This is a genomic window from Streptomyces sp. NPDC058872 (assembly GCF_042743065.1).
In the GTDB taxonomy this organism is placed as follows: domain Bacteria; phylum Actinomycetota; class Actinomycetes; order Streptomycetales; family Streptomycetaceae; genus Streptomyces.
Genome location: NZ_JBHYMK010000005.1, coordinates 52,247 through 75,736, shown reverse-complemented (window position 1 = coordinate 75,736; position 23,490 = coordinate 52,247). Strand labels below are relative to the sequence as shown.

Annotated in this window: 19 protein-coding genes; 6 read left to right on the top strand and 13 right to left on the bottom strand. The window is 72.3% G+C overall.

The window, feature by feature from the left end:
* Positions 1-168: 168 nt before the first annotated feature.
* The gene (locus ACFW22_RS04525) at positions 169-1,179 is read left to right on the top strand and encodes a quinone oxidoreductase family protein (protein WP_386398747.1); all 1,011 of its coding nucleotides are present in this window, start codon (positions 169-171) and stop codon (positions 1,177-1,179) included.
* Between the two features lie 251 nt (positions 1,180-1,430).
* On the opposite strand, the gene ACFW22_RS04520 is transcribed toward ACFW22_RS04525, so the two are convergent.
* Both ACFW22_RS04520 and ACFW22_RS04515 read right to left on the bottom strand, forming a co-directional pair.
* Positions 1,431-2,246: an MBL fold metallo-hydrolase gene (locus ACFW22_RS04520; protein ID WP_386398745.1), complete on the bottom strand. Its 816-nt coding sequence runs from the start codon at positions 2,244-2,246 to the stop codon at positions 1,431-1,433.
* Between the two features lie 253 nt (positions 2,247-2,499).
* Positions 2,500-4,620 carry a SpoIIE family protein phosphatase gene (locus tag ACFW22_RS04515; RefSeq protein ID WP_386398744.1) on the bottom strand — a complete coding sequence of 707 codons (2,121 nt, stop codon included), beginning with the start codon at positions 4,618-4,620 and terminating at the stop codon, positions 2,500-2,502.
* Between the two features lie 172 nt (positions 4,621-4,792).
* Between ACFW22_RS04515 and aspS the strand changes: the two genes are divergently transcribed.
* Positions 4,793-6,613, top strand: a complete 1,821-nt coding sequence (gene aspS, locus ACFW22_RS04510) for an aspartate--tRNA ligase (protein WP_386398742.1) — start codon at positions 4,793-4,795, stop codon at positions 6,611-6,613.
* A gap of 282 nt (positions 6,614-6,895) precedes the next feature.
* Here the strand turns inward: aspS and ACFW22_RS04505 are convergent, their stop codons facing one another.
* Both ACFW22_RS04505 and ACFW22_RS04500 read right to left on the bottom strand, forming a co-directional pair.
* Positions 6,896-7,768, bottom strand: a complete 873-nt coding sequence (locus ACFW22_RS04505) for a helix-turn-helix domain-containing protein (RefSeq protein WP_386398741.1) — start codon at positions 7,766-7,768, stop codon at positions 6,896-6,898.
* Positions 7,769-8,056: 288 nt separating this feature from the next.
* A complete protein-coding gene (locus tag ACFW22_RS04500; protein ID WP_384872662.1) occupies positions 8,057-8,488 on the bottom strand; it encodes an ATP-binding protein in 432 nt (143 codons plus the stop codon).
* Positions 8,489-8,644: 156 nt separating this feature from the next.
* Between ACFW22_RS04500 and ACFW22_RS04495 the strand changes: the two genes are divergently transcribed.
* The 3 genes from ACFW22_RS04495 (at position 8,645) to ACFW22_RS04485 (ending at position 10,328) form a co-directional block, all read left to right on the top strand.
* Positions 8,645-9,520, top strand: a complete 876-nt coding sequence (locus ACFW22_RS04495) for a helix-turn-helix domain-containing protein (protein WP_384872664.1) — start codon at positions 8,645-8,647, stop codon at positions 9,518-9,520.
* Positions 9,517-9,723 (top strand): DUF397 domain-containing protein, encoded by a 207-nt coding sequence (locus ACFW22_RS04490; RefSeq protein WP_386398740.1) that lies wholly within the window; start codon positions 9,517-9,519, stop codon positions 9,721-9,723. The genes ACFW22_RS04495 and ACFW22_RS04490 overlap by 4 nt, the downstream gene beginning before the upstream one ends.
* A 263-nt stretch (positions 9,724-9,986) precedes the next feature.
* Positions 9,987-10,328 carry a DoxX family protein gene (locus ACFW22_RS04485; protein WP_386399051.1) on the top strand — a complete coding sequence of 114 codons (342 nt, stop codon included), beginning with the start codon at positions 9,987-9,989 and terminating at the stop codon, positions 10,326-10,328.
* An 80-nt stretch (positions 10,329-10,408) separates the two neighbouring features.
* Here the strand turns inward: ACFW22_RS04485 and metG are convergent, their stop codons facing one another.
* Both metG and ACFW22_RS04475 read right to left on the bottom strand, forming a co-directional pair.
* Positions 10,409-12,016, bottom strand: a complete 1,608-nt coding sequence (gene metG, locus ACFW22_RS04480) for a methionine--tRNA ligase (RefSeq protein WP_384872670.1) — start codon at positions 12,014-12,016, stop codon at positions 10,409-10,411.
* 150 nt (positions 12,017-12,166) lie between these two features.
* A complete protein-coding gene (locus tag ACFW22_RS04475; protein WP_386398738.1) occupies positions 12,167-13,999 on the bottom strand; it encodes a VWA domain-containing protein in 1,833 nt (610 codons plus the stop codon).
* A gap of 259 nt (positions 14,000-14,258) precedes the next feature.
* Here ACFW22_RS04475 and ACFW22_RS04470 point away from each other — a divergent pair, with 259 nt between their 5' ends.
* Positions 14,259-16,301 carry a PhoX family protein gene (locus tag ACFW22_RS04470; RefSeq protein WP_386398736.1) on the top strand — a complete coding sequence of 681 codons (2,043 nt, stop codon included), beginning with the start codon at positions 14,259-14,261 and terminating at the stop codon, positions 16,299-16,301.
* Positions 16,302-16,329: 28 nt separating this feature from the next.
* Here the strand turns inward: ACFW22_RS04470 and ACFW22_RS04465 are convergent, their stop codons facing one another.
* The 7 genes from ACFW22_RS04465 to ACFW22_RS04435 form a co-directional block, all read right to left on the bottom strand.
* The gene (locus ACFW22_RS04465) at positions 16,330-17,310 is read right to left on the bottom strand and encodes a hypothetical protein (RefSeq protein WP_386398734.1); all 981 of its coding nucleotides are present in this window, start codon (positions 17,308-17,310) and stop codon (positions 16,330-16,332) included.
* A gap of 57 nt (positions 17,311-17,367) precedes the next feature.
* Positions 17,368-18,840: an APC family permease gene (locus ACFW22_RS04460; RefSeq protein WP_386398732.1), complete on the bottom strand. Its 1,473-nt coding sequence runs from the start codon at positions 18,838-18,840 to the stop codon at positions 17,368-17,370.
* 207 nt (positions 18,841-19,047) lie between these two features.
* Positions 19,048-21,006: an FUSC family protein gene (locus tag ACFW22_RS04455; RefSeq protein ID WP_386398731.1), complete on the bottom strand. Its 1,959-nt coding sequence runs from the start codon at positions 21,004-21,006 to the stop codon at positions 19,048-19,050.
* A 260-nt stretch (positions 21,007-21,266) separates the two neighbouring features.
* On the bottom strand, positions 21,267-21,503 hold the full coding sequence (locus tag ACFW22_RS04450) for a DUF2630 family protein (RefSeq protein ID WP_386398729.1): 237 nt from the start codon (positions 21,501-21,503) through the stop codon (positions 21,267-21,269).
* Positions 21,504-21,521: 18 nt separating this feature from the next.
* Positions 21,522-22,622 carry an endonuclease/exonuclease/phosphatase family protein gene (locus ACFW22_RS04445; RefSeq protein ID WP_386398727.1) on the bottom strand — a complete coding sequence of 367 codons (1,101 nt, stop codon included), beginning with the start codon at positions 22,620-22,622 and terminating at the stop codon, positions 21,522-21,524.
* Positions 22,623-22,627: 5 nt separating this feature from the next.
* Positions 22,628-23,053, bottom strand: a complete 426-nt coding sequence (locus ACFW22_RS04440) for a hypothetical protein (RefSeq protein WP_386398726.1) — start codon at positions 23,051-23,053, stop codon at positions 22,628-22,630.
* Between the two features lie 11 nt (positions 23,054-23,064).
* Positions 23,065-23,490, bottom strand: coding sequence for a hypothetical protein (locus ACFW22_RS04435; protein ID WP_386398724.1), 426 nt, complete (start codon positions 23,488-23,490; stop codon positions 23,065-23,067).

The window sequence follows — 23,490 nt, the reverse complement described above, 5'->3', positions numbered from 1 at the left end:
TGCCCGGTGGGGTCGGGGACGCGGCGGGTGGTGCATTCGTCGACCCTCGACGGCCCCGGTCTCCTGTCCCAGACCCGGGTGCAAAGCAGGCGTCTCAGCTCTCAGCGGGGCGGCGGGCCGGTCTGCTTGCCGGGAATCGGATCGCCATCAACGGGGTTGGTGGGGGTCATGCGAGCGATACAGGTGTACGAAGTGGGCGGCCCCGAGGTGTTGCAGGAGGCCGAGGTGGACCAGCCGCGGCCGGGTCCGGGCGAGGCGGTCGTGGAGGTCGCCGCATCCGGGGTCAACTTCCTCGACGTCTACCACCGCGAGGGCCGGTACGGCCTCCCGCTGCCCTTCACCCCGGGCGCTGAGGGCGCCGGCACGGTCGTCGAGGTCGGACCCGGCGTCGCTGACGTCGCGGTCGGGGACCGGGTCGGCTGGGTGGAGATTCCCGGCACCTATGCCGAGCGGGCCGTCGTGGACTCCTCCCGGCTGGTGCCGCTGCCCGACGACATCGACTTCGAGACCGCCGCCGCCGTCCTCCTCCAAGGCATGACCGCGCACTACCTCGTCACAGACGCCTACCCGGTCCAGCGGGGCGACACGGTGCTCGTGCATGCGGCCGCCGGCGGCATGGGACTGCTGTTGACCCAGCTCATCACCCATCTCGGCGGCAGGGTGATCGGCACGACGTCGACCACGGCGAAGGCCGAGCTCGCGAAGCGTGCCGGGGCCGCCGAGGTGATCCTCTCCTCCGCCGTCGACGATCTCGCGGCCGAGGTGAGGCGGCTCAACGGCGGTCAGGGACTGCCGGTCGTCTTCGACGGCGTCGGCGCGCACACCTTCGACGCGAGCCTCGCCGGCCTGCGACCCCGTGGCCATCTCGTGCTCTTCGGCGCGGCAAGCGGTGCCGTGCCGCCGTTCGATCCGATGCGGCTCGCCCGCGGCGGTTCGCTGACCCTGATCCGGCCCAGCCTCGGGGACTACGTCGCCGACCGGACCGAACTGCTCCGACGGGCCGCCGACGTGTTCGAGTGGGTGCGCTCCAAGGCGCTTGAGGTCACCGTGACGGGCCGCTACGCCCTGTCCGAGGCCGCCCGGGCCCACAGCGACCTGGAGGCCCGGCGCACCACTGGCAAGCTGCTCGTCATCCCCGATGCGGCCGCCATGGGACGCCGCGAGGAGACGCAGAGCTGATCGCGGGTGACGAGGTCGGGGATCTTGGAGACGGAGATGTCGGGGTCACGGCCGACCGTCATCGCCAAGGTCCCCGACAGCGTCAGGCACTCAGCAGGCCAAGATCACGTTCTGGCGCATCCGGACCACACCCCTTCGAGGTCCCTCAGCCGAGACCTGGCTCACCCGTCCACAAGCTCCCGAGACGGAACACCCAGCGGTTCTGTTCCGGGGTCTGTTCCGGGCGGCCCGGGGGCTGCCGGCCCCCGCCCTCAGGCGGTGGACAGTCCGCCCGGCTCGAACGAGGCCAGGAGCTGTTCGAGGGCGGCCTGGTCGGGGCCCACGAAGGGGTCGGCGTCGGGGACGGCCGCGATCGTGTCCAGCATCCGGTCCGTCAAGCGCACGGCCGGCGGCAGGTGCGTGCACAGCACGATCTCCGGGTTCAGCTCCGCGAGCGGCGCGAGCGTCGCCCGGTACTTCTCCGCGTCCACCAGGTGCACCCACGGGCTGTCGATCGTCGCCCACAGCGTCTGGGCCCGCCGCAGCTCCTCCGGCTTCAGGTCGCTCGCGTGCCCGCTCTCGGCGATCTCGGCGCTCGGCATCGGGCCGCCGAAGCAGTCGGAGCTGAAGCAGATCCGGGTCCGGTCGTCGTAGAAGCCGACGGTGGCGGGGTTGTCGAAGAGCGGCGGTCGGAAGCCGTGCAGCATCCGGTCACCGACGTCGAGGGACTGGCCGGGGTTGAGGAAGTAGACCCGGTCCATGGGCAGCGCCCGCTCGGTCGACATGATGCCGGCGGCGAGGAAGGTGGTGACCACGCGCGCGCGGGGGGCCGCGTCGAGGAGGTCGAAGAGCCCGCCCGTGTGGTCCCGGTCGGGGTGGGTGAGCCAGATCCAGCGGACGTCGGCCGGGTCCATCACCCCGCCGAGCGCGGCCACGAAGTCGCGGTCCTCGACGGAGAGCCCGGTGTCGACGACGACGGGTTCGGCCGCGGTGAGGACGTAGGCGTTGACGGGGATGTGCCCGATGCCCGGGACATCGAGGCTGTCGGCGATCACCGTGGTGTCACTGCCGACCTTGTGGGTGTCCATGATGTGCTCCGTGGTCCCCCCGGGCGGCCGTACGACACCAGTGTGCGCCGCGCGGGAGGCGCCCGCGCGGCGAGGACCGCCCCGTCCCGCCCCGTCCCGCCCCGTCCCGCCCCGTCCCGCCCCGTCCCGCCCCGTCCCGCCCCGTCCCGCGCGGGCCCGCCGGGCCGGTGCGGACGTGCCGGTGCGGGCGTGTGGGCGCGGCGGGTTGGTGCGGCCCCCGTCCGGGGGGCGGCGGGCCGGGCGCCCCCGCCCGCTAGGTGCAGCAGCCGTCGCCGGTCGGCGGCTCGTTCAGTTCGAACCAGATGGCCTTGCCCTCGCCCCGCGGATCGACGCCCCAGGCATCCGCCAGCAACTCCATCAGGACCAGGCCGCGCCCGCTCGACGCCATCTCGCCCGGGTGGCGCTTGTGCGGCAGTTCGTCGCTGGTGTCGGAGACCTCCACCCGCAGCCGCCGCGACTTCTTCCCGCAGGCGACTTCGGCGACCAGGAGCGCATCGCCGTCGGTGTGCACCAGGACGTTGGTCACCATCTCGGAGACCATCAGCACCGCCGAGTCGAGCTGTTCCCCGTCCGACCAGTCGTGCAGCAGCTGTCGGATCTGCTCGCGCGCCTCGGCGATCCGCTCCGGCTCGGCCTGCGCGATCGTCATCAGGGTGCGGCGCGGGGCCTCCCGCGTGGTGTCGTCGGGCCGGCGGGAGAGCAGCAGGACGGCGATGTCGTCCTCGCGCCGGTCGGCGAGCGGTCCCGTCGTGTGGTGCGAACCGGGCCCGTGGACGGCCTCCACCAGGCCGTCGGCGAGCCGCTCCAGGTCGTCGCCCTCGTGGGACTCCAGGAGCGCCCTGACCCGCTCCCAGCCGCTGTCCAGGTCGTGCCCACCGGTCTCCAGGAGGCCGTCGGTGCAGATCATCAGGGTCTCGCCCGGATCGAGGGTGAGCCGGGTGGTGGGGTAGTCGCCGTCGGGGTCGATGCCGAGCGGCAGCCCACCGGCCGTCGGCCTGAGCAGAACCGTTCCGTCGTTCATCCGCACCGCCGGGTCCGGATGCCCCGCCCGTGCGATGTCGACGGTGCCCGTCCCGAGGTCGACCTCCAGGTACAGACAGGTCGCGAAGCGCGGCCCGCCGTTCTCCGCCGCGTCGTCGCCGTCGGTGATCCCGTACAGGAAGCGCGAGGCCCGGGACAGGACCGCGTCCGGCCGGTGTCCCTCGGAGGCGTACGCGCGCAGCGCGATCCGCAGCTGCCCCATCAGCCCGGCGGCCCGCACGTCGTGCCCCTGCACGTCGCCGATCACCAGCGCGATCCGCCCCGCGTCCCGCCCGCCCCCGCGGGAGGAGCCGCCGGGCAGCCGGATGACGTCGTACCAGTCGCCGCCCACCTGGAGCCCGCCGCCGGTCGGCACGTACCGCGCGGCGATCCGGATGCCGGGGATGCCCGGCCCGAGGGCCGGCATCATCGTCCGCTGCAGTCCCAGGGAGAGCTCGCGCTCCGACTCGGCCACGCCCGCGCGCGCGAGGGCCTGGGCGAGCATCCGCGCGACCGTCGTCAGCACCGAGCGCTCGTCCGGGGTGAACGCCACCGGGTGCTTGAAGGCCGCCATCCAGGCCCCCATCGTCCGCCCGGCCACGACCAGCGGCACGAAGGCCCAGGAGCGGCGTCCGAAGCGCTGGGCGAGCGGCCAGGTCATCGGGAAGCGGCGCAGGTACTCCTCCGGGGTGGGCAGGTAGATCGCCCGACCCGTGCGCACGACCTCCGCCGCCGGATAGTCCGTGTCGACGGACATCGACGAGAACGGCCCCTCGTCGCCCTCGCCGTGCCCGTGGTGGCCGATCACCGTCAGCCGTTCCCCGGCCACCCCGAAGACGGCGAGCCCGTCCGGCGAGAAGCCCGGCATGGACAGCGAGGCGGCGACCCGCAGCACCTCGGCCGTCGACCGGGCCTCGGCCAGCGCGCGTCCCGCATCCAGCAGGAACGCCTCCCGGGAACGGCGCCAGTCCCCGGTGATCGGGGTGTGCGCAGCGGTGCCGGGAAGCTGCTCGGCGACCTCCTGGAGGGTGCCGACCAGTTGGTAGTCGTTCCCGTCGACGAGCGGTTTCGACCTGCTCCGGACGGTACGGATCACCCGTCCGTGTTCGTCCATGATCCGCAGCCTGGCCTCGGCGAGGGTGCCCTCGGCGACGGCGAGGTTGACCACCCCGTCGATCTCGTTCCAGTCCACCGGGTGGAAACGGGAACGCACGGCGGCCTCGGAGAGCCGTGCGGGCTCGGCGGGCAGCCCGAGCAGCCGGGCTGCCTCCGCGTCGAGCGAGACGATCCCGGACGCGTTGTCCCAGCGCCACAGACCGGTCGCGATCGCGGCCAGGACGTCCTCGGTGCGCATTGCCCCACTTTATGAATATCGGACACCAGGTCGCCAGCGAGAGTATTCGAAATCCGATCACGGCCCGGCCGGTACTCTGGGTGGGGACTGCCTGCGTGTCCCGTGACGTCCGTGACAGCGGCCACGGGACGGCGGCCCACGACCCACGACCCCGAAGACTGGATGAACGACGATGCATCGGTACAGGTCCCACACCTGCGGCGAGCTCCGCGCCTCTGACGTCGGCACCGACGTCCGGCTGAGCGGCTGGCTGCACAATCGGCGCGACCTGGGCGGCATCCTCTTCATCGATCTGCGCGACCACTACGGCATCACGCAGCTCGTCGCCCGGCCCGGCACCCCCGCCGCCGAAGTCCTCGACAAGCTCACCAAGGAGACCGTCGTCCGCGTGGACGGCAAGGTCGTCTCCCGCGGTGCGGAGAACGTCAACCCCGAGCTGCCGACCGGCGAGATCGAGATCGAGGCCGTCGAGGTCGAGGTCCTGGGCGCCGCCAAGCAGATCCCCTTCACCATCAACGCCGACGACGGCGTCAACGAGGAGCGGCGCCTGGAGTACCGCTTCCTCGACCTGCGCCGCGAGCGGATGCACCGCAACATCATGCTGCGCTCCGCCGTCATCGCCGCCATCCGCTCCAAGATGGTGGCCCTCGGCTTCAACGAGATGGCGACCCCGATCCTCGCCGCGACCTCCCCCGAGGGCGCCCGCGACTTCGTCGTCCCGTCCCGTCTGAACCCCGGCAAGTTCTACGCGCTGCCGCAGGCCCCGCAGCAGTTCAAGCAGCTGCTGATGATCTCCGGCTTCGACCGGTACTTCCAGATCGCGCCCTGCTTCCGCGACGAGGACGCCCGCGCCGACCGCTCGCCGGGCGAGTTCTACCAGCTCGACGTCGAGATGTCCTTCGTCGAGCAGGAGGACGTCTTCCAGCCGATCGAGAAGCTCATGACGGAGCTCTTCGAGGAGTTCGGCGGCGGCCGGCACGTCACCTCGCCGTTCCCGCGGATCCCGTTCCGCGAGTCGATGCTCAAGTACGGCAACGACAAGCCCGACCTGCGCACCGACCTCGAACTCGTCGACATCACCGACGTCTTCGAGAACTCCGAGTTCAAGGCCTTCGCCGGTAAGCACGTCCGTGCCCTGGCCGTGCCGAACACCGGTGACCAGCCGCGCAAGTTCTTCGACTCGCTCGGCGACTTCGCGGTCTCGCTCGGCGCCAAGGGCCTGGCCTGGGTCCGCGTCGGCGAGGAGGGCGCCCTCACCGGCCCCATCGCCAAGTTCCTCACCGAGGAGAACGTCAAGGTCCTCACCGAGCGCCTCGGCCTCGCCGCCGGCCACGCGGTCTTCTTCGGCGCCGGCGACTTCGACGAGGTCTCCAAGATCATGGGCCCGGTCCGGGTCGAGGCCGCCAAGCGCGCCGGCCAGTTCGAGGAGGACGTCTTCCGCTTCGCCTGGATCGTCGACTTCCCGATGTACGAGCGGGACGAGGAGACCGGCAAGATCGACTTCTCGCACAACCCGTTCTCCATGCCGCAGGGCGGTCTGGAGGCCCTGGAGACCCAGGACCCGCTGGACGTCCTCGGCTGGCAGTACGACATCGTCTGCAACGGCATCGAGCTCTCCTCCGGCGCCATCCGGAACCACGAGCCCGAGATCATGTTCAAGGCCTTCGAGATCGCCGGCTACAGCCGCGAGACCGTCGAGTCCGAGTTCGCCGGCATGCTCCGCGCCTTCGAGTACGGCGCCCCGCCGCACGGTGGCATCGCCCCCGGCGTCGACCGCATCGTGATGCTCCTCGCCGACGAGCCCAACATCCGCGAGACCATCGCCTTCCCGCTCAACGGCAACGCCCAGGACCTCCTGATGGGCGCCCCGACCGAGCTCGACGAGGCCCGTCTGAAGGAGCTGAACATCCAGCTCCGCAAGCCGGTCGCCAAGGAGAAGCCGGTGGACGGCCGTCCGGTCACGGAGTCGGTCCACCCGGAGGCGGGCCGCTGAGCCCGCCCGGCTGACACCTGACGGGGGGCCCGGAATCCTGACGGATTCCGGGCCCTTCCGCGTTCTCAGCCAGTCAGCCTCGTGCACGGTGCACGCGTTCACATCCGGAGGACAGAAGCCGGCGGAAGTGACTCACCAAGGGTTCCACCGCGGCAGGGTCCCGGAGCACCACGCGAGCTCTTCTCGTCTGCGGGAAGAACGTCCTCCGGTCGGGCGGGGCGGGGCAGGGCGGTCCGCGTCGTCTTGCGGGGAGAGCCTCCGTGGCGCCGACGTTCTCGCCGGTCACCCCGCTGACGCGCATCCGCCGCAGGTGCCGGGTTCCGGGGCGCGGAAGGCGCGGTCGCAGACCTCGCAGTTCTGGAGCGGGTGTCGGACGGACGGCTCCTCGCGGGGACGGAAGGGCAGCAGGGGTGGGAGCTGGGCCGTGAGGCGGTGGGCCAGGAGGGCGGCGGGGCGGTGGAGGGGCTCCCCGGGGAGGCCGTCGGTCAGGACGCGGTGGACGGCTTCGGCGGGGACTCCCCGTTCGAGCCAGGTCGCGACGCCCGGGGCCAGGTGGTCGACGTCCTTGGCCGAGAGGTGGAGCCGCCAGTCCTCGCGGCGGAGGCCGGCGAGGACGCCGATGGCGGTGACGAGGAGGTCCGGGGCCGGGTAGGCGGGCTGCGGTACGGGCGGCAGGGCGCGCTGCCGCTGGGGCGGTGTCCCGCCCCGGCGGGGCGGGGGCTGCGGCTTGGGCGTGGACCGGGGCTTCGGGCCGTTCGGGGTGCCCGTACGGCCCGGTTGGTTGCAGGAGACCGTCCGCGTGACGACCTGCCCGCTCGCCGTCCGCTCGCGGGTGCGGCGCAGATAGCCGTGCTCCTCCAGCTCACGCAGGGCGGCGGCGATCCGGGTGGTGCCCTCGGGGAACCGCGACGCGAGCGCCTTGATGCCGACGGGCGCGCCGGTGGGCAGCGACTGGATGTGCACGGCCAGACCGATGGCCAGCAGCGAGAGTTCGGCGTGCTGGGCGAGGTGGTTGCCGATCACCGTGAAGCGGGTGCCGTGGCGGACGTTGTCGTGGACGACGCCGGCGGTGGCGTTCCTACCCCGGGAAGGGTGGTTCTTGGCGGTGTTACGGGACGCGGGGCGCGGGAGCGCGCTAGTGTCGCGGGTATCCATCAGGAAGGTGCTTCTTCCTTGTTGGTCAGGCCCTCGCATCGGGATGCCAGTCCCTGCGGGGGCCGACGCATTTCTGCGGTCGGGTTGTTGGGGTGAGCGTAAGGCAGGCAACCAGCCCAAAAGCCAGCTGAGTTGGCATATTCACTCGCGTGAGTGACCATCCCGTCCATCGGGGAGGAGGGGTGGGGTTTGGTTCGGTTCCTTTCCCCCAGTGGTCGTCCTTGGGGGACGTTGGCACCCACCGGAGCCCGTCCGTCTGGGCTCCGGTGGCGATGCCGTCCATGCAGGTCAGGGGCACGGTAGGTCGATTTCGGCCCACACGGTCTTGCGGGGTGAGGGGCCGGTCGTCACGCCCCACCGGTCCGCGAGTGCCTCGACGAGCAGCAGCCCGCGCCCGGAGTCCCCTTCGGGAGAGGGCTGTCGGACGTGAGGGAGGTCTTCGCCCCGTGTGTCCATCACCTCGATCCGAAGGCCGTCCCCGCGCGCGAGGAGTGCGAGCCGGAAGCTCCGGCCGGCGACCCGGCCGTGCGTCGCCGCGTTCGTGGCGAGTTCCGCGACGACGTGGGTGGCGGTCTCGACCACGCGGTACGGAACCGCGTGATCCCGCATCCACTCGACGGCGAGCAGCCGCGCGAGCCGGGCCCCACGCGGGGTGGGTGACAGGAGCACGCTGAAGTAAGGCGCAGGGGAAAGGAGTTGAGTGGTGTTCTGCTGATTCACGTCACCGAGCGTGGTCGCCCCTGGCTACCGTGAACAGTGATGGCGTCGATGCGTAGAGTGACTGTCCGGGGCTTGTCCACTGCTGTCCGGGCTGTCCGAACTCCCCTCGGGGGTAGGGGTATCGCGCCATGGAGCGGGTCGAGGGAAGGGTGCGGTATGTCGGCGGACGGTGGGGCCCAGCGGCTCAAGAACGAGGCGGACGAGCCGGGGTGGGAGGTCGACCCGGACGACGACTGGGGCGTGGCCGTGGTCGCCACGGTGGGGCGGCAGTTGAGGCTGCGGCGTGAGGCGGTGGGGATGGGCGTCGCCGAGTTCGGCGAGGCCCTCGGCTACGGCGAGGACCTGGTCTACAAGATCGAGGGCGGCAAGCGGATCCCGAGGCCGGAGTACCTGGACAAGGCGGACGAGGTCCTCGGTGCGGGCGGGCTGATCTCGGCCATGAAGGACGACGTGGCGAAGGTCCGGTACCCGAAGAAGGTGCGGGACCTGGCGAAGCTGGAGGCGCGGGCGGTCGAGATCCAGCTGTACGACCCGCTCAACATCCACGGCCTGCTCCAGACCCCGGAGTACGCGCGCGGGCTGCTGCTCATGCGGCGGCCGGCGTACACGCAGGACGAGGTGGAGCGGATGACCGCCGGTCGCGTCGCCCGGCAGAGCATCTTCCAGCGGGACCCCGCCCCCGAACTCAGCTTCGTCCTGGAGGAGTGGACGCTCCGCCGCCCGCTGGGCGGGAGGGCGCTGATGCGGCCTCAGCTGGAGCGCCTGTTGGAGGTGGGACGGCTGCGGAACGTCGAGCTTCAGGTGATGCCGATGGATCGCGAGGAGCACGCGGGAGTGGACGGCAGCATCGAGGTGCTGAAGTTCGACGACGGGTCAGCTGTCGGGCGCTCTCCGGTGGTGGCGAACGGACGCCCCGTGACCGAGCGGAAACCGCTCCATATCCTGGAGATGCGGTATGGCATCATCCGGGCTCAGGCCCTCACTCCGCGTGAGTCGACCGCCCTCATCGAGCAACTGCTGGGAGAGACATGATCCGCAACACCTCGGCCGGGGACGCCTCCGAACTGGCGTGGTTCAAGAGCAGTTACAGCAGCGGAAGCGAGGGCGACTCCTGCGTCGAGGTCGCCACCTCTCTTGCCATGGTCCACGTCCGCGACTCCAAGTGCCTCGACGGCCCCCAGCTCACGGTTGCGCCCGGTGCGTGGGCGGGCTTCGTGTCGTACGCGGCCGGCTGAGTCCGGACTGCGGGTGCCCCGCGCTCGGCGCGCGGGGCACAGGTCTGTCTGCTGGGAACAGGGCGTCTGGCTGGGGGAACGGCTCCCCTTCATCGAAGCCCTCGCCTGCGTCCTGCGGGGCGCGCACAGCGGCCCGCGCCGTGGCCTTAAGAGCAGCCGCCCGCCGCCGTCACACTTCCCGTCCCGTCTCCGTCAGTGTGGTGTCCGGCTCGGTCGAGGCGGACGCGGAAGCAGCCGAAGGAGCCGTCGAGATGTTCGCCGAGATGTCCACCACCGCCATGGTCGTCACCGCCGTCGCCGCCTTCATGGCCGGGTTCTCCGGAGCCTCGATCTTCTTCAAGGCCAAGTTCACGGTGGAGCCCCTCGCCGAGTACGGCGTGCCGCAGGCCTGGTGGAACTGGCTCGGGGCCGCCAAGACCGCTGGGGCCGCCGGGCTCGTCGTCGGGTTCTGGGTGCCGGTGATCGGGACGCTCGCCGCGATCGGCCTGGTCCTGTACTTCGCCGGGGCGGTGATCACCGTGATCCGTGCCCGCGCGTACGGGCACGCACCCTTCCCGCTGATCTACATGGCGCCCGCCGTCGCCGCCCTGGCCCTCACCTGGTGACACCCGGCCAGCAAGAAGGCCGCCGTCCCCGTACGAGGGGGCGGCGGCCTTCTTCGTGCCTCGGGACGTCCCTCAGGACGTCAGTCCTTCTTCGGCTCCTCCAGGCGCGGGAACAGCACCGCGCCCTTCGTCACCGTCGAGCCGGCGGGGAGCTGTCCCCAGGTGGCCGCGGACTGGACCGGCTGGGAGGCCAGCGCGCCCAGGGACGCCTCGGCGCCCAGCGAGTCCCAGAGGGCCTGGGAGGTCTCCGGCATGATCGGGTTCAGCAGGACCGCGACCGCGCGGAGCGACTCGGCGGCCGTGTAGAGGACGGTCGCCAGGCGGGCCCGGCCCTCCTCCGAGTCGTCCTTGGCCACCTTCCACGGCTCCTGCTCCGTGATGTAGCCGTTGACCTGCTTCACGAAGTCGAAGATCGCCAGGATGCCGGACTGGAAGTCCAGCTCCTCGCCGATCTTCGCGTCGGCCGTGGAGACCGCTTTGGCCAGGCCCTCGTGGAGCGCCTTCTCCGCGTCGCCGTCGGCCGTCGAGGCCGGCAGCTCGCCGCCGAAGTACTTGCCGACCATGGCCGCCACCCGCGAGGCGAGGTTGCCGTAGTCGTTGGCCAGCTCGGAGGTGTAGCGGGCGGTGAAGTCCTCCCACGAGAACGAACCGTCCTGGCCGAAGGCGATCGCCCGCAGGAAGTACCAGCGGTACGCGTCCACGCCGAAGTGCGAGGTCAGGTCCTGCGGCTTGATGCCGGTCAGGTTCGACTTCGACATCTTCTCGCCGCCGACCATCAGCCAGCCGTTCGCCGCGATCCGGCCCGGGACCGGCAGGCCCTGCGCCATCAGCATCGCGGGCCAGATGATCGCGTGGAAGCGCAGGATGTCCTTGCCGATGAGGTGCACGTTCGCCGGGAAGGTCCCGTCGAACTTCTCCTGGTCGGCGCCGTACCCGACGGCCGTCGCGTAGTTCAGGAGCGCGTCGATCCACACGTAGATCACGTGCTTGTCGTCCCACGGCACCGGGACGCCCCAGTCGAACGTCGAGCGCGAGATGGAGAGGTCCTCCAGGCCCTGCTTGACGAAGTTCAGGACCTCGTTGCGCGCCGACTCCGGCTGGATGAAGCCCGGGTTCGCCTCGTAGAACTCCAGGAGCTTCGGGCCGTACTCGCTCATCTTGAAGAAGTAGTTCTCCTCCTTGAGGATCTCCACCGGCTTCTTGTGGACGGCGCAGAGCTTGGTGCCGTCCTCCGCCTCGATGAGGTCGCCGGGGAGCTTGTACTCCTCACAGCCCACGCAGTACGGGCCCTCGTACCCGCCCTTGTAGATCTCGCCCTTGTCGTACAGGTCCTGCACGAACTCCTGCACGCGGTCGGTGTGACGCTTCTGGGTGGTGCGGATGAAGTCGTCGTTCGCGATGTTCAGGTGCTCCCAGAGGGGCTTCCACGCCTCCTCGACGAGCTTGTCGCACCAGGCCTGGGGCGTGACGTCGTTCGCCTCGGCCGTGCGCATGATCTTCTGACCGTGCTCGTCCGTGCCGGTGAGGAACCACACCTTCTCGCCGCGCTGACGGTGCCAGCGCGTGAGCACGTCGCCTGCGACGGTCGTATAGGCGTGGCCCAGGTGAGGAGCGTCGTTTACGTAGTAGATGGGGGTCGTGACGTAGTACGCCTTCGCCCCCTGCTTCTCGGATCCAGTGGCCGCCATGGTCGAAATCCTAACGGCCTGGCGGAGATCCACTCACCTCGATAAGCCGGGGCCGGGGAGGACCCGCGGAACCCCGCCGCTCCCCTTGCCCCCGCCGCCACCGGCCCGCGGCGACGGTGACCCCGCGGTCACCGTCGCCGTCGTCGGCCGCTAGAACTCCAGGCCGGACAGCAGGCCCCGGTAGAAGGCCGCGTGCGCCGTCTCCACGGGGGTCGCGCCCGCGAAGTACGTGCTGGTGCGGGAGGTGCCGTCGAGCTTGCGGAGGTAGTCGAAGGCCTTGTTGTCCTCCTCGCCCCAGGCCACGAACCGCCAGTGCAGCGGACGGTCGGCGGCCTCGGCGAGCGCCTGCGTGGCAGCCGTCTTCGACTCCGGGGCGCCGTCGGTCTGGAACACGACGAGCGCCGGACGGGCCGGGTCCTCCTTCGCGTGGTGGGCCAGGACCTCCTCGACCGCACGGTGGTAGTTCGTGCGGCCCAGCCGGCCGAGGGTGCCGTTGACCTCCTCCACGCGGGTGGGGGTGGTCGTCGCGGGAGTGAGGTCCACGGTGCCGTCGACGTCCGTCGAGAAGAACACGGTCGTGACGGTGGCGGCCTCGTCCAGGTGCGCCGACAGCGCGGTGACCTGCTCGGCGAGCCGCTGCACGGAGCCGTCCTTGAAGTACCCGCGCATCGAACCGGACCGGTCCACCACCAGGTACACGGCGGCCCGCGTCCCGGTCAGCCCCTGCTTCTTGAGCTGGGCACCGGCCGCCTTGTAGGCGTCGGCGAGGTGCGGTGCGACGGCCTTGACGGCGGCGAGGGGGAGGGCGGGGGCGGGTGCGGGCGTCTCGTCGGGGGTCTGGACGGGGTCGCTCGGGGAGTCCTCGGACCGGGCCGGGGCGGGCGCGGCCTCCTCGGCGGGGGCCGGGTCGACCGGAAGTGCCGGAGCCGGGGACCGGTCGGCCGGCTCGTCCGCCGCCGCGGCGGCGATCGCCTCCGGCTCCGCGGGGACGGCGGACTCGGCCTGCGGCTCCGTGGGCTTCGCGTCGTCCGCGGCGGCGGGCGCCTCCGGCTCCGTGGGCGCCGGGGCTTCTGCGGCGGCGGGCGCCTCCGGCTCCGCGGGCGCGGTCGTGTCGGCCTGCGGCTCTTCGGCCGTGTCCGTCTGCGGGGCGGCGGGGGCGTCCACCGCGGTGTCGGTCGTCGTGCCCGTGGCCTCGGTCACCGCCTCCGGTCCGTCGGCCCCGGCCGGCTGCTCGGCGGCGGGCTCCACCGCTTCGGAGAGCGCTTCGGAGGACGCTTCGGACACCGCTTCGGCGGGCTCCGCGACCGCTGCGGTCACGACCTCCTTCGGTGTCGGAGCTTCCTCGGCAGCCTCCGTCGTGGCCCGCTCGGGTGCGGTGACGGTCTCCGCGGCGGGGGGCACCTCCTCGGAGGCGGCCGGCTCCGGCTCGGCGGTCGTCTGCTCGGGGACGGCGGCCTCGGCAGCGGGAGCCGTCCCTTCGAGGACGGTGGCTTCGGGGGCGGCAACCGGCTCCGAGGACGCGGCCGTCTCCGCCTCCGCCTCCGTCTTCGCCTCCGTGGCCGCGACCGGGGCGGGCTCCTCCTCGGCGTCCGTCCGTGCACCCGCCCCCTCGGCCGTCACGGCCGGCTCCGCCTCCGCCTGCCCACCGGTGGCGGCGGCCCGGGCCCTGGGGATCTGCGGGTTGTCGAAGGACGCCGCCACCAGGTCGTCCGCGGCGCGACGGGCCTCGTCCGAGTCGTCCGGTGCGGTGGAGGGTGCCGGTGCGGTGGAAGCCGCCGGTGCGGTGGAAGCCGCCGGGGCGGCCGGCGCGGCCGGGACGTCTCCGGTGGTCCCTCCCTCGACGGCGTCCGTGGTCGCCCGCGTCTCCGGGACGGCCTGCTTCTCCGGAACGGGGGTCTCACGCGTCTGGGGCGGGACGGAGGTTGCCGGGGTTTCCTCGCGGTCCCGGCCGAACACCTTGCGCAGCATGCTCCGAATACCCATGGGCGAACCCTTTCGCATGAGTGGGGGTGCAGTGTGAATGTCCGTACTGGGCGTTTCGGGACGTTCATCCCTGGCCAGGGCGGACACGTAAGGTTAGCGGCCGTCCCCGCTCTCTCCGATGACCCGGCCGTCCTCGGTTGTCGTGCATTCACGCGGTGTTCACTCCTTCGCCGTCCGTGTGCAGGCGTACGCGCATAGCGTCGCCGCCGAAGGAATCCCGACAGCATGTCGGCGCAGTGGTGCGCCGGAGGAGGACGAAGTGCGCAAACTGCTGCCGCTGCTGAGCACGAACGCCCACGGAGGTGGCCGTTCCGCTCTCACCTGCCGGTTCCGCTGCGGTGACGCCTGCTTCCACGAGGTGCCCAACACCAGCGACAACGAGTACGTCGGCGACGTCATAGCCGGCGTGCTCTCGCGCCGCTCCGCGCTCCGCGCCGCCGCCGTCGTCACGGTCGCCTCCGCCGCCGGCGGGGCCGTCGTCGTCGGGGCCGCGCCGGAGGCGGCTGCCCGTCCGTCGAAGCCCGAGCGCGTCGACGGGGCCCGTGGCCTCCGCTTCAAGCCGGTGGCGCCCAACACCGACGACCGGGTCACCGTTCCCGTCGGATACGAACAGAACGTGGTCATCCGCTGGGGCGAGCCCATCCTCCGCGGCGCGCCCGCCTTCGACCCGGAGAAGCAGACCGCGCAGGCCCAGGCCGGCCAGTTCGGCTACAACAACGACTTCCTCTCCCTGCTGCCGCTGCGCGGGGAGCACCACCGACAGGTCCTCGTCGCGAACCACGAGTACACCGACGAGGTGCTCATGTTCCGCGGCTACGACGAGGCCGACCCGACCCGCGAGCAGGTCGAGATCGCCTGGGCCGCGCACGGCCTCTCGGTCGTCGTGGTCCAGGAGGAGCACCGCACCGGCAAGCTGACCCCGGTCACCCGCCACCACCTCAACCGGCGCCTCCACACGACGAGCGAGTTCGAGCTCACCGGTCCCGCCGCGGGCAGCGACCTGCTCAAGACCTCCGTGGACCCGACCGGACGCAAGGTCCTCGGCACGCTCAACAACTGTGCCGGCGGCACCACGCCCTGGGGCACCACCCTCCACGGCGAGGAGAACTTCAACCAGTACTTCGCCAACGGCTCCAGCGCCACCGACAAGCGGTACGGCGTCGGCACCGGGGCCACCGAGCGGAAGTGGGAGCGGTTCGACAAGCGCTTCGACCTCGCGCAGGAGCCCAACGAGGTGCACCGCTTCGGCTGGGTCGTCGAGCTCGACCCGTACGACCCGGAGTCGACGCCCCGCAAGCGCACCGCCCTCGGCCGCTTCAAGCACGAGGCCGCGCAGCCCCGGCTCACCGAGGACGGCCGCCCCGTCGTCTACATGGGCGACGACGAGCGGTTCGACTACTTCTACAAGTTCGTCTCCTCGAAGCGGATGAAGAAGGGGTCCTCGCGGGCCGCCCGCGAGCACAACCTCACCCTGCTCGACGAGGGCACCCTCTACGTCGCCAAGCTGACCGGGGACTCGCCCGCCGCCGAGATCGACGGCAGCGGCAAGCTCCCGAACGACGGCGAGTTCGACGGCTCCGGCGTGTGGATCCCGCTCGTCACCGGCGACGTCTCGCACGTCCCCGGCATGACCGCCGAGGAGGTGTACGTCTTCACCCGGCTGGCCGGTGACAAGGTCGGTGCGACGAAGATGGACCGTCCCGAGGACGTCGAGCCCTCCCCCCGCAGCGGTCGCGTCTACGTGGCGCTCACCAACAACTCCAACCGCGGCAAGGAGGGTTACGCGCCGGCCGACGAGGCCAACCCGCGCAACCTCAACAAGCACGGGCAGATCCTGGAGCTCGCCGAGCACTGGGACGACCCGTCCTCCGACGGCTTCGCCTGGCGGCTGTTCCTGGTGGCCGGCGACCCGAACGACCCGGCCACCTACTTCGCCGGCTTCCCCAAGGAGAAGGTCTCCCCGATCTCCTGCCCGGACAACGTCGCCTTCGACCCGCACGGCAACCTGTGGATCTCCACCGACGGCAACCGGCTCGGCTCGCACGACGGCCTGTACGGCGTCGCCACGCGGGGCGAGCGGCGCGGTGAGCTCAAGCAGTTCCTGACCGTGCCGGCCGGTGCCGAGACCTGCGGCCCGATCGTCCAGGACCGACGCGTCCTGGTCGCCGTGCAGCACCCGGGCGAGATCGACGGCGCCTCCGTCGAGAACCCCGCCTCCGTCTGGCCCGACGGACCCGGCAAGATCGTCCGCCCGTCGGTCGTCTCCGTCTGGCGCAAGGACGGGCGCGACATCGGCGTCTGATCCGGTGCCCCGGGGCCTGGGAAGGGGGTCACCCCACTCCCAGGCCCTCCCGGAACCGCAGGAACTGCTCCTCGGGATCGCCGGTGTACGCCCACGGCACCCATGCGGCCCGTGACCCGAGCATCCCCAGCAGCTCCCGGGCTATCTCCACCTGGCCCGCGTAGCAGGCCGCGTGCGCCAGGAAGTTGAGGTCGGCGACCTCTTCCGGTGCCACCGGTCGGTCCGGGTCGCGGCCGCAGATCCAGCGCGCATGGGTGCGGCGCAGTTCCGTCGCCGCGAGCTCGTGCTTCCAGTGCTGGTCGAAGCCCCGCACGGGGCCCCGGCCGAGCGCCCCGTCCGCGATGTACCGGTACTCCTCGACCCGGGCCACCTGCACCAGGACGGGCAGCGGGGAGCCGGGGGGTGCCACGCCCGCCGCGTCGCGGGCGAAGTCGTACATGCTGCCGTGCGTGCCGTGCCACCGCGCCGACCAGTAGCGCAGCACCTGGACGTGCCCTTCGGTGTTGTACGGGTCGCGGCGCCGCAACTCGTCGAACCAGTGGCGCAGTTCGCGGCGCGGCACCCCGCCCTCGTACAGCCGGGCCACCGAGAGCAGCGACACCCACGGCATCGGGTCGGCCGGTGCCGCCTCGGCCGCGCCGCGGCAGGCGTCGACGGCGGCGTCGATCCGGCCCCGGTCGATGACGGCGCCCCGGCCGGCCGCGATGGCCGCGTCGAAGACCCGGACCACCTCCGTCGCGGCCCGGAGCACGGCGGCGTCGGGGTTGCCGGGTTCGGCGGCCCGCCAGGTCTCGACGGTGGAGCTGCCGGCGGCGGCGTGCGAGAGGAGCCGCAGGCGGTGGGTGCGGCGCGCCCAGTCGGTGCCGGTGGCGGCGAGCAGGTCCCGCACGCCCTGCCAGCGGCCGATGACGATGTCGTGGCGTGCTTCGGTCAGGGCCCGGTCTCCGAAGTCCGGGTCGAAGTCGGGCACGAAGCGTTCCGGGCGTGCCGAGCGGCGACGTACGGCCATCGGGGTCTCCTTCGGGTTCGGCTGCCGTCAGAAGTCGTTCTGTCTGCGGGGGACGGGTCAGAAGTCGGTGGCGTAGCTCTTGTCGTCGGTGCGGTCCCTCCGGGGTGCCGGGACCGCGGCCTGCTCCGCCGCCAGCGCGCGGACCGCGTCGAGGCGTGCCGGACGGTAGTAGTCGCTGCCCTTGCGCCAGTACACGAGCAGCGGCACCACGCCGAGGAGCAGTCCGCCGAGGCCGATGGCGAGGGCGGTCGTGGTGAGGACGCCGAGCGATTCGACGAACGCCCAGAGCATGAACGCGGAGCCCAGCAGCGGCCACAGCCCGCCGAGGAACAGGTCCTTCACGGAGCGGAACAGGACCGTCTTGTAGGCGACGACCGCGGCGATGCCGGCGAGGCCGTAGTAGAAGGCGATCTGGAGGCCGATCGCGGCGACCGCGTCGCTGAGGATCTGTTGGACGGAACCGGCGGCTGCGGCGGCGGCGAACATCAGGAGGGCGGCGCCGCCGACCGCGGCGATCGCGACCCACGGGGTGTTCCAGCGGTGGTGCACGGAGCCGAGGGCCGCCGGCAGGGTCCGGTCGCGGCCCATGGCGAACAGCGAACGGGTCACCTGGAGCAGGGTGGTCTCCAGGGTGGCGACGGTGGACAGCAGCACGGCGACGACGAGCAGTTTGCCGCCGACGCCGGGCCAGATCTCCTGGCCGAGGACGGCGAGGACGTTCGGTCCGGCGGTGCGGATCTCCTCCGCGCTGAGCAGCACGTTGACGGCGACGGTGAAGGCCTCGAAGAGCAGGAAGACGAAGCCGACGCCGACGAGCGCGGCGAGCCCGGCGGTGCGGCGGCTGTTCCGGGTCTCCTCGCTGAGGTTGCTGGTGACGTCCCAGCCCCAGTAGTAGAAGGCGGCGATCAGCGCGCCGGCGGCGAAGCCCTCGGGGCCGTCGAAGCGGTCGAGCGCGAACCAGGACCAGTCGAAGGCGGTGGCCCGGCCCCGGTGGGCGACGGCGGCGAGCACGAAGCCGAGCAGGATCAGCATCTCGGCGCCGGACATGACGAGTTGTGCCCGCACGGTGAGCCGGGCACCGCCCAGGACGACGAGCAGCATCATCAGGAACCAGCCGGCTCCCACCGCGGCGGCGAGCGGGGTGTTCTCGGCGAGTTCGGGATCGACGAGGGAGAGGGTGAGGGAACCGGCGGGCAGCGAGCCGGCCACCATGAACACGGTGGCGGAGAAGACCAGGGCCCAGCCGGAGAGGAAGCCGAGGAAGGGGTGGAGGGTGCGGCCCACCCAGGAGTATCCGGCACCGGCGTTGACGTCGATCCGGCCGAGCCGGGCGTAGGCGAGGACGATGCCGAGCATCGGTATCGCGCAGTAGAGCAGGGCGCCGGGGCCGGCGAGGCCGACCGCGCCGAAGAGGACGGCGGTGGTTGCGGCCAGCGAGTAGGCGGGGGCGCTGCCGGCGACGGCCATCACGATCGTGTCGAAGGTGCCGAGGACGTTGGGCCGGAGCCCTCTGTTGGTGGTGGTGCGCATGGCGGGTCCTCGGGGGCGCGGGGGGTGAGGCAGGGCGGTGGCAGGACGAAGGGGAGTGTCCGTCGGGCCGTTTGCCGACGGCGGAGGGCTCGGATCACGGTGAATCGTGCGCATCGTAGTCGCCCGGGTGGTTCCCGGTAACGGCGGTGGGGAGGGTTCCGTTCCGTGACCGCCGGTAAGTTCTCCGGCACGCCCCCCGAGGGGGTTTCACCGCAGGTCGGGGCCGGCGATGGCACGGGCCGCGCTGACCTCCTGGCGGAGCGGCTCCAGCACTCCGTTCTCGTCGCCGGGGAGTTCCGCGTGGACCTCCACGAGGGTGTCGGTGCCCCGCAGTCCGTCCGCGAGCTCCCGCAACTCCCTTTCCACGGCGGCGACCTCGACAGGGTCGGGGGCGGGTGCGCCGTGGTTGACCCGGATCCGGGCCGCCGTCGTCGCGTCCACGATCCGCTCCACGGCGACGACCAGCGGCCACCAGGCGGTGGCCCGGGTGCCGGTCGGGGGCGGTTCGGTGAGGGCCCGCTGGAACTCGGAGCGGACCGCCGACAGGTCCCGGTAGAGCTTCCGGCGGGCCCGGAGCCTGCTGCCCTGGCCGTCCGCCGCCGCGGGGCCGAAGGCCCGGCCCACGTAGGCGGCGGTGTCGGCGACCGCGTCCGCGAGCCGGTCCCCGATCCGGGCGTGCCAGGACTCGGGCCAGAGCAGGTAGCCGGCGACCAGGGCGATCGCGCAACCGATGAGCGAGTCGTACAGGCGGGGCAGGACGAGGCCGAAGCCCTGGTGGTTGAGCAGGTCGGACAGGAGCAGGATGACCGGGGTGATCGCTGCGGTCTGGAAGGCGTAGCCCTTCGCGGAGAAGGCCGGGACGAGCGCCGCGAGCACGCACATCACCGGCACGTCCCACCAGCCCCGGGGCACTTCGGAGAGGACGAGGGCGGCGAGGACGAGTCCGGCGGCGGTGCCGGCGGCACGGAGCACGGCCCGGGAGAACACCGAGCCGAAGTCGGGCTTCATGACGAAGGTGACGGTGAGCGCGACCCAGTACGAACGGGGCACGGCGATCAGCGAGACCAGGGCCTGGGCGAGGCCGATGCAGAGCGCGAGCCGCAGGCCGTACCGCCAGGACGCCTCGGACAGCAGGGCGGCGCGGACGGTCCGGCGGACCCGGACGCGCAGCGCGGCGGGCCGCCCGAGCCGGTCGTCGACGTTGTACGGGTCCGGATCGGCCTGGTGGACGACGGCCGCCGCGTGGCGCAGGGCGTGGTCCACGGCCTTCTCGGCGGGTCGTTCGGGCACCGGTAGGTCCGGCTCGGGGGTGCCGGTGCGGCCTTCCTCGACGGCGTCGGCGAGGTCCCGCACGGCGGCGGGGACCGCGGCGGGCAGCGGGCCGACGAGCCGGGCGCGGAGGTGTGCGGCGGGGGCGGCTTCGACGAGGGGGATGACGACGTTCAGTTGGGCCAGCAGCCGCACCAGGGAGGAGGCACGGCCGTGCTGGCGGGTGCGGCGGGAGAGGACCAGGTCGTAGGCCTGGTTGAGGGAGGCGGTGACGGCCTGGCGCTTCTCGTCGTACGCGTCGGTGCCGGTGGCCCCGTACAGTTCGGCCACCGCCCGGTAGGTCGAGGCCACCGCCGACCGTTCGGGTGCGGCGCGGCGCAGCGGCCAGCCGAGGAGGGTGAGCAGGAGGACGAGCAGTCCGCCGAGGGCGAGGAGGACGGGGGCCTTCCACCAGGGGTCGGGCATGGGCAGACCGGCGCCGACGACGGCGTTGAGGAGGAGCAGCAGGCCGGAGACGGAGGCGACGGCGCCGATGGAGGAGATCATCCCGGAGACCAGCGCGATGAGGGTGAGGGCTGCGACGGCGAGCCAGCCCCGACCGAAGACGAGGGTGCCGAGGGCGACCCCGACGGCGCCGAAGAGCTGGGGCACCGCGATGTTGAAGACCCGCATCCGGTAGGCGTCGGCGGTGTCGCCGATGACGCCCGACAGGGCGCCCATCGAGACGAGTGCGCCGTACGCCGGCCGGTCGGTGGCGAGCCCCACGGCGAGCGGTGCGGACAGGGCGACGGAGGCGCGGAGGACGGCGGCCCAGGGGATCTCCGCGGGGGCCGGGCGGAGTCCGGCGGTCAGCCAGGGGGGCGGGGCGAGACGTGCGGGTCCTGCGGGACGTGCCATGTGTCCAACGTACGACGGTGCCCGGCCGGTGCCGTGTCGTGTCGTGACCGGCGTTCTGCGGGCGGATCGACGGGAGGGTCGGCGGATCGCCGGGAGGGCAGCGGATCTCGCGTCAGGGCCGTCGGATTTCCGGGAGGTGCGTGACGGGCGGCACGGCGGGGACGCCCACCGGGTGCCGTTCTCCGGTCCCGGGGCGGCCGGGGAGGAGCGGTTGCGTCAGCCCGGAGGACGTGGTGGGGCGGGGGGCCTCGGAGCGGTCCTCAGTTGCGGTAGGCCTCGACTTCGGAGGCCGGGCGCAGGGCGGCCGTGTCGGGGTCCTCGCCGAACTCCGCCTTCGCGCGGCGCTGGCGCAGCAGGTCCCAGCACTGGTCGAGGCGCACCTCCAACTCGGCGAGCCGGGTGCGTTCCTCGGGAAGGAGGCCGCCGGTCCGCTGCCGCAGGGCCCGCTCCTCTTCGACGAGGGCGCCGATGTCGTCCAGGATCTCCTCGTTGTCCATGCCTTCCAGCGTGGCCGATCAGCGCTCGCCGCGCAGGTCGAGAGCGGCGAGGACGGCGCGGTGGTCGGAGCCGGCGAGGTCGAGGAAGCGGAGGCGGTCGACTGTGAAGTCCTCGCTGACCAGGACGTGGTCGATCTGGACGTACGGCGGGAGGGGGGCGTCCGTGGGCCAGGTGGGGGTGCGGCTGGAGTGCGCCAGCCGGGCGGCGTCCTGGAGCCGGCCGGCGCGCAGGACCGCACGGAAGGCGGCGTGGTCCTGGGAGGCGTTGAAGTCTCCCGCCATCAGGAACGGCTGGTCGGGGGCGCGTCCGGCGGCGGTGTCCGCGAGCCGGCCGAGTTCCCGCTTCCACCGGTGCACCTGGCGGGGCAGCGGCGGCAGCGGGTGGGCCAGTTGGAGCCGGACCGGCCGTCCGGCGATCTCGACGGTGGCGCCCGGCATGCCCATGGCCGCGGGAACGACCCGTTCGTCGCGCAGCGGGTAGGCGCTGAGCAGCACGGAGCCGACGGAGCCGTCCGCGTCGACGGCGGCCCGGTGGGGGAGCTCGGCGGCGAGTGCGGTGGCGAGGGACCGCCCGCAGGCGCGGTCGCACTCGGAGACGAAGACGAGGTGGGGGCGTTCGCGTCGGACGGTGGCGACCAGTGCGTCGGTGGCCCGGCCGAACTGCACGTTGGCGGCCAGCACGCGGACCCGGGCGAGCGGCAGCCCGTACGAGGTGACCAGGCGCGGCGTGTGGGGCAGGGAGGCCCAGCCGGTGGCGGTGAGGACGAGGACCGAGAGGAAGACGAGGGCGCGCCGGCGGGCGGCGGCGGCGAGCAGCACGGCGAGGCCGGCGGGGAGGGCGAGCCAGGGGAGGAAGGAGAGCAGTTGCGGCACGGGGGTGACGGCATCCGTGTCGAGCGCCCGGCAGGTGGCGGCCAGGGCGGGGGCGAGGAGGAGCAGCCCTGCGGCCCGGGCGGCGAGTCGTCGTCCGGGCCGGAGCGGTGGCGGCTCGGGGGCCGCCGGGACGGTGTGCGTGTGCGTGTCCGTGACGGGGTCGGTGGGCCGGTCGGGCTCGATCGGCTCGGTGGGCCGGTCGGGTTCGGGGGGCCCGATCGGCTCGGTGGTGAGGGCTCGGTCCACGTGCTTCAGTGTCGCAGCGCCTGCCCGACCTCCGCCGTGGGTTCGCCCGAGAGGGTCCGATTGCTGCGTGCCGTACCGGACTTGGAGGCGCCGGGTTCGACGCCGTTGATGTTGAGGACGACGGCGTCGAGCAGATTGCCGTCCTTGTCGCGGAAGTTGACCAGGATCGTGTAGTCGGCGCTCTTGTCCTTGGGGTTGGTCGCGGTGATCTCCGCGACCGTGCGGTCCCCGTCGGTGCTCGTCGGCCCGGCGGTCACGTCCGCGCCGGCGTTCACCCCGTCCTTGACCTCGTCCAACTTCTCCTGGGCGGCCGAGGCGACGGCGGCCGTGGCGGACGAGACGATCTCGCCCGCCTTGTCGCCGACGCTGTCGCAGCCGCTGAGGGCGAGGAGGGTGGCGGCGGCGAGTGCGGCTCCGGTGGTGCGTCGCATGTCCCGGCGCCTCAGAAGGTCTCGTTCGAGCCGTACGACTCGTCCGTGGCCAGCGCCCAGATCACGAAGATCGAGATGGCCATGGAGAAGAGCGCCCACCAGGGCTGGTACGGCAGGAAGAGGAACTGGAAAAGGATGTTGAGGGAGGCCAGGGAGATGCCGGCGATCCTGCCCCATTCGGCGCCCTTGAGGATGCCGAAGCCGGTGACGGCGATGATGACGCCGAGGATCAGGTGGATCCAGCCCCAGGTGGTGAGGTCGAACTTGAAGACGTAGTCGCCGATGCGGGTGTAGACCTCGTCCTCGGCGATGCCGGCGATGCCCTGGAAGATGTCCATGAAGCCGATGACCAGCATGAGGACGCCGGCGAAGAGCGTGCCGCCGGCGGCCCAGGCGCCGGCGGTGCTCGGCTTGCGGGGTGCGGTGTTCTGGCTCAT

Bases quoted from the DNA above. Each gene is read 5' to 3' on its own strand.
- ACFW22_RS04525 (WP_386398747.1), top strand. From the start codon at position 169: ATGCGAGCGATACAGGTGTACGAAGTGGGCGGCCCCGAGGTGTTGCAG.
- ACFW22_RS04520 (WP_386398745.1), bottom strand. From the start codon at position 2,246: ATGGACACCCACAAGGTCGGCAGTGACACCACGGTGATCGCCGACAGC.
- ACFW22_RS04515 (WP_386398744.1), bottom strand. From the start codon at position 4,620: ATGCGCACCGAGGACGTCCTGGCCGCGATCGCGACCGGTCTGTGGCGC.
- aspS (WP_386398742.1), top strand. From the start codon at position 4,793: ATGCATCGGTACAGGTCCCACACCTGCGGCGAGCTCCGCGCCTCTGAC.
- ACFW22_RS04505 (WP_386398741.1), bottom strand. From the start codon at position 7,768: ATGGATACCCGCGACACTAGCGCGCTCCCGCGCCCCGCGTCCCGTAAC.
- ACFW22_RS04495 (WP_384872664.1), top strand. From the start codon at position 8,645: ATGTCGGCGGACGGTGGGGCCCAGCGGCTCAAGAACGAGGCGGACGAG.
- ACFW22_RS04490 (WP_386398740.1), top strand. From the start codon at position 9,517: ATGATCCGCAACACCTCGGCCGGGGACGCCTCCGAACTGGCGTGGTTC.
- ACFW22_RS04485 (WP_386399051.1), top strand. From the start codon at position 9,987: ATGTCCACCACCGCCATGGTCGTCACCGCCGTCGCCGCCTTCATGGCC.
- metG (WP_384872670.1), bottom strand. From the start codon at position 12,016: ATGGCGGCCACTGGATCCGAGAAGCAGGGGGCGAAGGCGTACTACGTC.
- ACFW22_RS04475 (WP_386398738.1), bottom strand. From the start codon at position 13,999: ATGGGTATTCGGAGCATGCTGCGCAAGGTGTTCGGCCGGGACCGCGAG.
- ACFW22_RS04465 (WP_386398734.1), bottom strand. From the start codon at position 17,310: ATGGCCGTACGTCGCCGCTCGGCACGCCCGGAACGCTTCGTGCCCGAC.
- ACFW22_RS04460 (WP_386398732.1), bottom strand. From the start codon at position 18,840: ATGCGCACCACCACCAACAGAGGGCTCCGGCCCAACGTCCTCGGCACC.
- ACFW22_RS04455 (WP_386398731.1), bottom strand. From the start codon at position 21,006: ATGGCACGTCCCGCAGGACCCGCACGTCTCGCCCCGCCCCCCTGGCTG.
- ACFW22_RS04450 (WP_386398729.1), bottom strand. From the start codon at position 21,503: ATGGACAACGAGGAGATCCTGGACGACATCGGCGCCCTCGTCGAAGAG.
- ACFW22_RS04440 (WP_386398726.1), bottom strand. From the start codon at position 23,053: ATGCGACGCACCACCGGAGCCGCACTCGCCGCCGCCACCCTCCTCGCC.
- ACFW22_RS04435 (WP_386398724.1), bottom strand. From the start codon at position 23,490: ATGAGCCAGAACACCGCACCCCGCAAGCCGAGCACCGCCGGCGCCTGG.